General features: G+C 63.8%; 8 protein-coding genes. 1 reads left to right on the top strand and 7 read right to left on the bottom strand.

The genetic code is table 11. The features are described 5' to 3' along the window. From H5T60_07210 to H5T60_07240, 7 genes are all read right to left on the bottom strand, one after another. Window positions 1–97: lipoprotein localization factor LolB (locus H5T60_07210; protein MBC7242218.1), on the bottom strand; the 97-nt coding region annotated here is incomplete at its 3' end. A gap of 54 nt (window positions 98–151) precedes the next feature. Next, window positions 152–559, bottom strand: coding sequence for a helix-turn-helix transcriptional regulator (locus H5T60_07215; protein MBC7242219.1), 408 nt, complete (start codon window positions 557–559; stop codon window positions 152–154). A 120-nt stretch (window positions 560–679) separates the two neighbouring features. Continuing rightward, window positions 680–1,573 (bottom strand): carbohydrate ABC transporter permease, encoded by an 894-nt coding sequence (locus H5T60_07220; GenBank protein MBC7242220.1) that lies wholly within the window; start codon window positions 1,571–1,573, stop codon window positions 680–682. 1 nt (window position 1,574) lies between these two features. Next, a complete protein-coding gene (locus H5T60_07225) occupies window positions 1,575–2,513 on the bottom strand; it encodes a sugar ABC transporter permease (GenBank protein ID MBC7242221.1) in 939 nt (312 codons plus the stop codon). A gap of 75 nt (window positions 2,514–2,588) precedes the next feature. Further along, complete coding sequence (locus H5T60_07230) at window positions 2,589–4,049, bottom strand: extracellular solute-binding protein (protein ID MBC7242222.1); 1,461 nt, start codon at window positions 4,047–4,049, stop codon at window positions 2,589–2,591. 336 nt (window positions 4,050–4,385) lie between these two features. Continuing rightward, window positions 4,386–6,710, bottom strand: a complete 2,325-nt coding sequence (locus tag H5T60_07235) for a DNA internalization-related competence protein ComEC/Rec2 (protein ID MBC7242223.1) — start codon at window positions 6,708–6,710, stop codon at window positions 4,386–4,388. Window positions 6,711–6,805: 95 nt separating this feature from the next. Beyond that, the gene (locus H5T60_07240; protein MBC7242224.1) at window positions 6,806–9,145 is read right to left on the bottom strand and encodes a phosphoenolpyruvate synthase; all 2,340 of its coding nucleotides are present in this window, start codon (window positions 9,143–9,145) and stop codon (window positions 6,806–6,808) included. A gap of 409 nt (window positions 9,146–9,554) precedes the next feature. Between H5T60_07240 and H5T60_07245 the strand changes: the two genes are divergently transcribed. Continuing rightward, window positions 9,555–10,139: a hypothetical protein gene (locus H5T60_07245; GenBank protein ID MBC7242225.1), complete on the top strand. Its 585-nt coding sequence runs from the start codon at window positions 9,555–9,557 to the stop codon at window positions 10,137–10,139. Window positions 10,140–10,405: the final 266 nt, after the last annotated feature.

Consider the following 10,405-nt stretch of genomic DNA (forward strand, 5'->3'; position numbering starts at 1 on the left):
CAACGGCAGTGGGTACAGCCGGCGTTGGGTCCGCAGTGGGCAGGCTCATGCATCCTGCCAGCAGGAGGAACAGCATCAGGGCCCAGAGTTGGCGCATGCGGTGTGCTCCCAGGCGGAGTTGGCCCCGGCAGAGCGGGTGACGAGATGACGGTTACTGGTCCGTAGATTCTCCCAGATGTGCTTCGTAGGCGTCCAGGAAGCGGCGCAGGACCGCTTCTGTGGCCCGCAGTTCTTCCACCCACGAGCGCAGGTAGTCCTCGCCGGCCGGCGTGATACGGTAGACGCGGCGGGGCGGGCCGCCGGCGTGCTCGGTGTCCCACTGGGACGTCACCATACCCGTCTCTTCCAGGTCTCGCAGGATGCGGTAAATGCCGCTCAGGTCCGCCGGATAATCGCCCAGGCCGAGACGGCGCAGGCCCTCCGCGAGGCCGTAGCCGTGATTGGGGCCTTGATGCAAGAGGAGCAGGAGCGCCGGCTCGATGAAGCGCCGGATGCGTCGGGGACGGATGCCGCCGGCGAACGGGCCTCCCCACGGACCGCGAAAGCCTCTTCCATGCATGCCGGATGTCCTTCTGCCTGTATATGTACGGAGCTGACACCGGCCATTATAAGGCCGGCCGGCGAAAAGTCAAGCCGGCCGGCGCGGGTCGAGCCTGTTCCGCGCGGATGGCGGCCCGCGCTATCCCTTGACGGCGCCGACAGTGATGCCCTTGACGAAGTAGTCCTGGAACAGGAGGAAGATGGCCAGCATGGGGATGAAGGCCAGGGTGGCGCCGGCCATTCCCACGCCGATGTCAATGGTGGCCCAGCCGGCAACCAGCTTGGACACCCCGACCGGCAGGGTGAGCATGGTCTGCTTGTTGGTCACCACCAACTGCCAGATGTAGTCGTTCCAGCCGAACATGAAGGCGAAGATGGCCAGCGCGCCCACTGCCGGCTTGGTCAGCGGCAGGACCACATGCCAGAACACACCGAACTCCGATGCGCCGTCAATCTTGGCGGCATCCAGCAGGTCGTTCGGGATGCCCTGCATGAACTGCTTGACCAGGAAGATGCCGAAGGGGTAGGCCGCATACGGGATGATCAGCGCGAAGTAGGTGTCGAACCACTTCAGGTCGCGCATCATGATGAACAGCGGGATGAGGGAGATCTGCTTCGGGAGCATCATGGTCAACAACAGGAGCCAGAACAAGAGGTTCTGTCCCGGGAAGCGCTTTTTGCCGAAGGCGTAGCCGGCGAGTGTGCTTGTGATCACTCCCAGCAGTGCCACGCCCGAAGCGGCGATGAACGAGTTCAACAGCCAACGCAGGGTCGGCATGCCGACCAGCAGTTTCTCCCAGTTTTTCAGGGTCGGATGGGCGGGGAACAGCTCCGGCGGGTAGGCGATGGCATCATGCTGGATCTTGAACGAGCCGGTGATCATCCAGTAGATAGGCATGAGAGAGAGCAGTGAACCCACAAAGACCGCCAGCACGGCCAGCCACCACAAGAGACGTGTCAGGCGGGCGCTCCAGATAGCTTTCTGCAGTTGCAGGCGTTCGGCCTCGGCCTGGGAGACGGTGAAATCTGCCATCTCAGTATTCCACCTCCTGCCCCAGGAATTTGAACTGGAAGTAAGCGATAGAGCCGACGATGAGGAGGAGCACTACGCCCATCGCCGCGCCGTAGCCGTACTTGTAGAACACAAAGGCGTTTTCGTAAATGCGGTAGACGATGGTCTGCGTGGCGTTGGCCGGCCCGCCCAGGGTCATCAACAGCACCACCACGAACACCTGGAAGACATTAATGGTAGTGGTCACGAGCACGAACAGCGTGGTGGGCCGCAGGAGGGGCAGGGTGATCTTCCAGAATATCTGCCAGCCGCTGGCGCCGTCAATTTTGGCCGCGTCGTACAGCTCTTCCGAGATGTTCCCCAGCGCGGCCAGGAACAGGATCAGCGGCTGTCCGATGCTCCAACTGATGACCACCATGGCCAGAGAGAGCAAGGCGGTCTCCGTTTGCGCCAGCCAGCCGATCTTGGGGATGCCCAGCAGTTTGTAGAATCCGGCTAGCTCCAGCAGGTAGTTCAGCAGGCCGAAATCGCGGTTGAAGATCCAGATCCAGACCATGGCCAGCACCACGCCGCCGGAGACGACGGGCATGTAAAAGGACATGCGGACAAAGGACTGCGCGGCGCGCGGCAGGGGAAAGACGATCACCGCCAGAAAGATGGAGATAACCACCACTACCGGCACCACGATGAGCACGAACAAGAAGGTGTTCTTCAGTGCGATGATGAAGACGTCATCCCGGGTAAAGAGGCGCACGAAGTTGTCGAAGCCGATGAAGCGCCATTTGGCCTTGTTCACGCCGGCCTCGTAAAAGCTCAGGCGCAGGCCGTTTATGAGCGGGTACAACACGAAGACAATGAAGGGGATATACGCCGGCAGGATGAACAGGTAGGCGGCGCGCGCATCCCATATCTTCTGCCACCAGGTGCGCCGGCGCTCTGGATAAGCGGCCAAAACGGTCATCTCACCTCCCGTACTATCTGCAGAGATGGTTCTGGGGGCGGAGTACGCCCCCAGAACCATGTCGAGCGTGGGCCCTTATTGGCCGAAGATGTCCTTGGAGGCCTTCATCATGCCGTCAATGGCTTCCTGCGGCGTCATCTTGCCCAAGAACATGGCCTGGAAGAAGGCCGGCAAGGCGGTGCGCACCTCAGCGTAGTGCGGGCAGTTCAGGCCCATGGAGACCACGCCGTACTTCTTAATCCACTCGAGCGTGAGCTCGTAGTTCGGGTCGCCGGCGAGCGGCGCGCCCACCGAGTAGCGGGTGGGGAACTGACCGCTGGAGATGCAGTAGTCGCGCTGCCACTTCTCACTGCTCAGGTGGATGAGGAACTTGGTGATCTCCTGCAGTTCATAATCGGAGCGGCCTTCTTTCTGGAACATGACCAGGCCGGTGGGGCCAACCGGCAGGCCGGCCGGCTTGTCCCCAAGATGCGGATAGAGGGTCATGCGAGCATCCATGGGGCCCGTCACCTTGCCTTCTTTCTGGGCCTGCGGGATGGAGACGTTCACCGTCGAGATGCCGCCGCCCATGAAGACGCCCTTGCCAGCATAGAAGAGGTTGTTCACGTCCTGCCAGCCGGCGGTGGTGACGTCGGGGTTGATCAGGCCCTCCTTGTACAGCTTGTTGAGGAACTCCATGGCGGCCAGCGCCTGCGGGTTGTCCAGGTCCAGCCCCTGGCAGTCGTCGCGCCAGGTGTTGGAGCCGGCGCCCCAGATGAAGGCATGCACCGCATAGTCGCCCTGCTCAGAGGCCACCTGCATGACCATCGGATACTCGACGCCCACGTTGGCCTCTTTGATAGCCTTGGCCGCGGCATAGAACTCGTCGAAGGTCCAATCATGGTCATCCAGGGGCAGCATGTCCAGCAGGCCGGCCTTCTCAAAGGGCGCGGCATTGACGATCATGTTCTGCACCCAGTAGAAGATGGGCAGGCCGTGCAGATGCCCGTTGATGGTGTACAGCTCCAACAGGCCTGGTATGAAGTCTTCCAGTTCCTCTTTCGGCACGACCTCCTCCAGGTTGACGGTGACACCCTCATAGGCGTAGGTGGAGGTGCGGCCAAGATAGTCGCGCAGGATGTCAGGCGGAACGCCGCCGGCGATGGCCACCGGCACCTTCTTGGGCAGGTCCGCCCAGTCCAGCACCTGGATTTCCACCGAGACATGGGGGTTATCCTTGATGTAATCGTCCGCCACCATCTTCTCGTAATCCAGGGCTGTCTTCAGCTCCGGATGGCCCTTCGCGGTCTGCGGGTCAAAGCGGGGGTCCACCCAGAGTTCGATCTTCACCGGCTTCTTCACCTCCGGCGTGGGTGTGACGAGGACGGGCACCTCTTTCTCCACCACCACCGTCTTGACCACCTCTTTTTCGACGACCACCTCTTTGGTGACCTCGACGATTTGTGGGGTGGCCGGCGCACATGCGGCGATGAAGAGGCTCAGGGCCAGCAGTGCCACGCCGACAACGGGGATAATCCACAACCATTTGCCTCGCATTCTCCGTCCTCCTTTCGCGAGTCCAAGCGGAACGGCATCTTCGGAGTAGCGACACGTTCAGCCAACAGCGGGGATGGCCAATCCCAACCTGCCAGCTACGCAGTGAAGGGGTAATCCACCATAGGCCGGCATCACCTCCTTACCCTCCTGCTCGCGGGATGACCCACTTATCCGGCTACGGGGCACCAGACCTAAAACACGATGCCGACGCGCAGAGGAGACGCTGGACGATGGCGTCGAAATCGCTCTGACCAGTGGAACATGATCTTATGGTCTGACCACTTTCAATATACCACATTTCGGGGAGGCTGTCAAGTCCCGCCGGAAAACGCCGGCTCACCGCCGGCCGCGCACCCATACACGCTCGCCGTCGCTGATGACCTCGATCGTCCCCTGCTGGTCCGTGCGCCAAACAGCCGCCCCGTGCGCCGCCAGCCGGCGCAGGACGGCCTGAGCCGGATGACCGAAGGAATTGCCGGCGCCGGCGGAAATGACCGCCACCGCCGGCGACACGGCGGTCAGGAGCCGGTCGGTTGTGCCGGCGGCAGAGCCGTGATGGGCCACCTGGAGCACCGCCGCCCCCAGGTCTGCGCCGCTGTCCAGCAGGAGCTCCTCCCCCTGGCGCTCCACATCTCCCATGAAGAGGATGCGCAGGCGGCCGTAGGACAGCCGCACGACGGCGGAGCAGTCGTTGTCGGCCAGCACCTCCGGGCAGGATGCCGGCGGATGCAGGACCTCCAACATGAGGCCCTCATCTGGCAGACGAAGCTGGGCGCCAACAACCGCCGGCGCTCTTTCCGCGCCCGCCCTTTCGACCGCTTCTACCCAGCGGCGGGTGACGTCCGCCCCTTCCACGAAGCCGGCACCCAGGACTTCCCGCACCCGATAATGCTCCAGCACGGCAAAGAGACCATTGACATGGTCGGAGTCCGGGTGTGTGGCGATGACCGCGTCCAGCTCTCGGTCCCAGAAGGGCATATGCCGGCCCAGATGAGAGAGCGTCAGCGTGCCGTCCGGCCCGCCGTCAATCAGCACCTGATGGCCGGCCGGCGTGACAATGAGGCTGGCATGTCCCTGCCCCACATCCAAGAAATAGACATGCAGGTAGCCGTCCGGCAGGCTGAATACCGCGCTCCATACGAGCACTGCGCCAAGTCCCAGGGCGGAGAGGCCGGCATAGGCCGGCAGATGCCGGCGCCCGTACTGCCACAGCTCCTGGCGCCGCTCCGCCGGCAGTCCTCCCCACACGGTCAGGCCTATCAGCAGTGCATAGTACAGGAGGAGCAGGGCCGGCGTGAAGGGCGGCACGGTGACCTGCGCCCAGGGCAGGCCGGCCATCTTCTCGACGAGCCAGACGGTATAGGCCGCGAAGGGCCAGGCCAGCCAGCCCAGGGCCTGTCCCAGCGGCATCCACAGCGCGCCGGCCAGCACAGCCAGCGCTCCCAGGCCCAACAGCGGCGGCTGTGCCGGCAGTACCAGCACATTGGCCGGCAGGGTTGCCAGGGAAAGCTGGCCGGTCTGAAACAGCAGGATGGGGAGCGTCCAGGCCTGCGCCGCCAGGGTCACCAGCACGATCTCTTCCAACGCCTGGAACGGGGAGCGCCGGCCGGCCCAGCCCACTTTCTCGCGCAGGGCCTGCCAGCCTTTCCACAGCAGGGGATACAGGGTGATTAACCCCAGCGTGGCGGCAAAGGAGAGCTGGAACCCCAGGTGCCAGAGGACATAGGGCTGGATGATGGTCATGAGCAGGGCGGCGATGGAGAGGCCGCGCAGGGCGGTGGACCGCCGGCCGGTCAGCAGGGCGAAGAGGGTCAGGCCACCCATGATAGCCGCCCGCACCACCGGCGGGTCAAAGCCGACCAGCACGGTGTAGCCGGCCACGGCCGCCAGCGCGGCGGCCATGGCGCGCCGCCGGCCCAGCGCCGGCGTCAGCAGTGCGGTGACCAGCGCGGCCAGCAGGGTGATGTTCCACCCCGAGATGACCACGATGTGGGAGGTGCCGGAGGCGCGCAGGGCATCCTCCAGCCAGCCGGGGATGCCGCGCTCATCGCCCAGGAGCATGGCGGAGAGCAGGCCGGCGTACGGCGCCGGCCAGATGCGCTCGATGATGCCGCGCAGGCGGTCCTTCAGGGAATAGACCGCCGCCATCAGGGGATGGCCCTGGTCAGAGCGCAGGAGCAGGACGCGGGGATAGCGCATCAGGGAGTAAATGCCGCGGCGCGCCAGATAGGCCCGATAGTCAAAAGTCCCCAAGCGCGCGGGGGTGCTGAGCCGGCCGGTCAGCAGAAGCTCATCGCCGTAGCGATAGGCCGGCAGGGCCGGCAGGATGACCTCAATATCCCCGTGCACCTCCTGGTCCAGGCCCAAGCCGGCCAGGTGCTCGGCGCGCACATGCAGGCGTTGGGTGGTGCCGGAAAGCCGCGGCGGTTCGACCACGACGCCGCGTATCCCGAATTCGCCGGCGTCGTTGAAGCGCGAAAGGCTGTTTTCATCAAGGGCCGGGTGAAGGGGGAGCATGCGCAGGGCGCCCAGGCAGAGCGCCAGGACGAACAGGGGCCAGCGCCGCAGGGGGGAACGCCGGCGCAGGAGGATCGTCAGGAGGGCACAGGCCGCCGCGCCGGCCAGCCACCATGCCGGCGCCAGCCAGCCCTGTTCACCCACCCACAGGCCGGCGATCCATCCTCCCAGGAGAAACCAAAGCGTGTGCAGAGGGCGCCTCCTGCCCGCCGCCGAGGAGGATAAGCGCCGGCCAGCCGTCAGGCCTCTTCTTCCCCCTCGTAGGTGCGCAAATAACCGAAGGCCTCGTCGGCGTCGCTGTTCATCACCACTTCCAGCAGTCGGCCGTCGGCGACTGCCGGCACGTCAATCACCCGCACGACCTCGGCGAACTTGCCGGCGTCGGGCAGGATCTCGGTCAGCACGTTGGGCGACTGCGTGAAAAATTCCTCGCGGAAGATGGTGTCCGGATCGTCCGGGTAGAGGGGGAGCGGGTAAATCTGCGCCTCCACCAGGTCCTGGAAGAAGTGCGTGCCGTAGGAGACCTCCACCGGCTGTCCGTCGTGGGAATGGGCGATCTCGATGAGCATGCTCGTGTTGTAAATCTCGGCATAGCTCACTTTGACGCCCAGGTCAATGTTGGAGGAGCCCCAGCGGCCCGGCCCCATGAGGATGAAGCGCTGGCCCTCCAGCGCCTTGTTCAGCCGGCCGATCAGACGCGCCAGCTCCGTCTTGTAATGCGGGTCGGTGATCTGAGCGTACTTCTCCGGGTCCACATACACGATGTAGCGGATGCGCTGCACCAGGCCGTGGGGCACCAGCCGGTTGGCCGAGAAGATCTTGTCCTCATCCGGCACATCGGTGGGCAGGGGGAAGCGCTGTGCCGCGGCGTAGGCCTGCGGCCGGCACTGCAGGAGGTGGAGGCAGAACTCAGGCTTTGGCCAACTGCGCCGGATCTCCACGGTGAACTCGATGTCAATGGGGAAGTTGTACACCGCTTCCAGCCGCTTCAGCACCGTCTTCATCAAGTTGACGAAATCGCGGTTCTTCAGCAGGCCGTCGAAAGTCAGCACCAGCTTATCTTTATCGAAGGCGCCGGCGGTCAGCGGCTCGAAATAATCCCCACGGTCCACCGATGCCAGCAGTTCGATGCCCGTGATATCCTCGGACAGCACCTCGCTCACCGGCAGGGTCTTGAAGGTATTGTCCTCCAGATCAATGACATCCGCGTAGCGCTGGGAATACCAGCGGATCTCGCGGACGTTGCTTTCCGGCCGAAGCTCGGGATGGCTGAGCGCCACCATGCGGGCGTAGTCGTTGGCGACGCGTTCGACAGCGCGGGTGCCCATGCCGAAGACGATGCGCAGGAAGCCGTCCTCGCGGCGGATGCGGCGGTTCCAGCGGAAGGGGTTGCGGCTGAAGCCGACGCCGGCCAGAGTGGGGTAGAAGTAGCGGCCGTGTTGTTCCCCTTCGACCTTCTGGAGCAGGATGGCCATGCGCTCGTCGTAATCAATCAGGCCCATGCGCTGGCGGTAGACCAGCACTTCAGGGCGCGCCACGCAGGAGTAGATGTGGCGGATGGCGGAGAGCACTGCTTCCAGGTTCTCCTTGCGGGAGCCCTGATTGGGGCAGAAGACGCTGTCGTATTTGCCGGCGAATGAGGTGCGGAAGTTGTCCTCCAGCAGGCTGGAAGAGCGCACGATGATGGGCGCGTGGTTCAGCTCCTCCAGCAGGAGCGCGATCTGCTCGACAATGTCCTCGGGGAACTTGCCGCGGGCGTAATGCTCCTTGACCTGCGAGTAAGTGGCCTCGATCTGCTCCCGCGTCTTGTACTTCTGGTTGAGCAGATCGTAGAGGTGGTTGATGGACAGGAAATCGTAGAAGACATCCGCCCCGATGAAGTAGGACTCGGGCATGGCCAGGTACGGCCGGATGTCGAAGCCGGCATTGTCCGCCTCGCTCTGCAGGATCTTCCAGGCCAGCAGGAGGCCGGCGGCTTTACCGCCGATCTTGCCGCGCCCGATGCGCCGCCGGCGGATCTCCTTCAGGTCCTGGATGGTGAAGTACTCCTTTGCCAGGCTGACAAAAGCGAGCTGATCGCTGATCATGCTCTTGATGAGCACGACGATGATTTCCTTCAGGTGGTGCTGTACCTTGGCGCGCTTCTCCGGCGGGAAGCTCTCGTACTGCTCCGCCTGGGCAAAGAGCATGTCCCAGGGCGCCAGCTCGGGGTTGAAGGAAAGGATAATATCCTCGCGCGGGACGCGGTCGGCCAGCACCTCCTGCACGATGCGCTCGAACAGCTCATGGGGCAGGTTGTAGGCGAAGTAGAAGTCGGTCAGGGTATCGCGGACGCGCGACACGCGCTCGGCCCAGACATCGCTGGGCTCCTCGACGACCGGGTCCATCAATCCCTCGCGGCGCTGGGACTGGATGGCCTTTTCCCTCACCTCACGTTCGAACTGCTCGCGCGAGATGATGCCGCGCGAGAAGATCTCCTCGCGCATCCGCTGTCGGATGCGGCTCGCCAGGATGGGATACTGGCTGAGCTCCAAATACAGTTTGAGAACCTTTGGCAGTCGATCGGTATCGCTGAACATACATCCTTGCGCCGGCCGGCGCCGATTCTCAGGGATTCCATTACAGTGTATACGAGCCGGCCGCTTCGCGCAAGTGACACAAAAATCCGCACCATGGATGCCCACTTCCACCTCCATGGTTGGTGCCCTCCAGTCCGATGAGAACACAACGGGAGATTCTGGTCAGCACGCGTATGCCCCGGATGTCAGTGGCCAGATAACCTCAGTGCGCGTACGCCGGCGTCATAGGGCCGGCCGGCGCAGACAGGTTTTGCGGTTACCAGCCCCATCTTCCTGCGGTGCATGATATTCCTCCATAATCCCTGCGCACGCTCTTCACATCTTTTTCACAACTCGCGAGCATAATAAAGCCGAACAACCGAACGGGGTTGTTCCAAATAACAGCAATATCACAACAGGAGGTGTTTCAATGTCTCGGAAATGGATGGTGTTAGGAGCAGTGGTGCTGGTGGTGCTGGCCCTGCTGGTGGGCGCCGGCGCGGCGCTGGCGCAGGGGCCGGCCGGGCAGACAGCCGGCACTGCCGGCTACTGCGGCGGCTTCGGAGCCGCCATGCGCTGGGGCGGCAACAACGGCAGTCTGGTGAGCGCTCTGGCCGACCTGCTGGGCGTCTCTCCCACGGAAATCGCCGCCCAGGTGCGCGAGGGCAAGAGCCTGCTGGATATCGCCAGCGAGAAGGGTATCTCTACAGATCAGCTCGTCAACGCTGTGCTGGCTATCCGGGCTGAGCGTCTGGACGAAGCCGTGGCCGCCGGCCGCATTACCCAGGAGCAGGCGGACCTGATGCTGGACAACATGCGCCAGAACATCACTTCCCGGCTGGAGTCGGGCACACTGGCAGGGCCATGTGTGGGCGGTACCGCCGGCGGTAACGCCGCTGGCCGGCAGGGCCGCGGGGGCGGCCGCATGGGAGTCGGCGCCGGCTTCGTGGATGCGGATGGCGATGGGGTCTGCGACCTCTACGGGAGCCGCTGGAACAGCACGCCAGCGCAGTAAACCCCCTCTCTCGTACGTCTCCTCCTGGCTCCCCAGGCATATACCATGCCTGGGGAGCCGTTTGTTTCCTCCACACGTTATGGGAAGGTGTTTTGCTTGTCAAATGACGGCGCTGATGCTACAATCGAGATGATGGTCCCGCCGGCGGGCCGAACCGCGTTTCTGGGGCCAAGGCGTTTGTCACAGGAGGGTCGCGTTGAACGTCGAAATCCGCCATGCCCTGCGCGCAGACCTGGAAGCCTGCCTGCAGATGGATGGCAGTTGCG

The organism is Anaerolineae bacterium (assembly GCA_014360855.1).
In the GTDB taxonomy this organism is placed as follows: Bacteria; Chloroflexota; Anaerolineae; order JACIWP01; family JACIWP01; genus JACIWP01.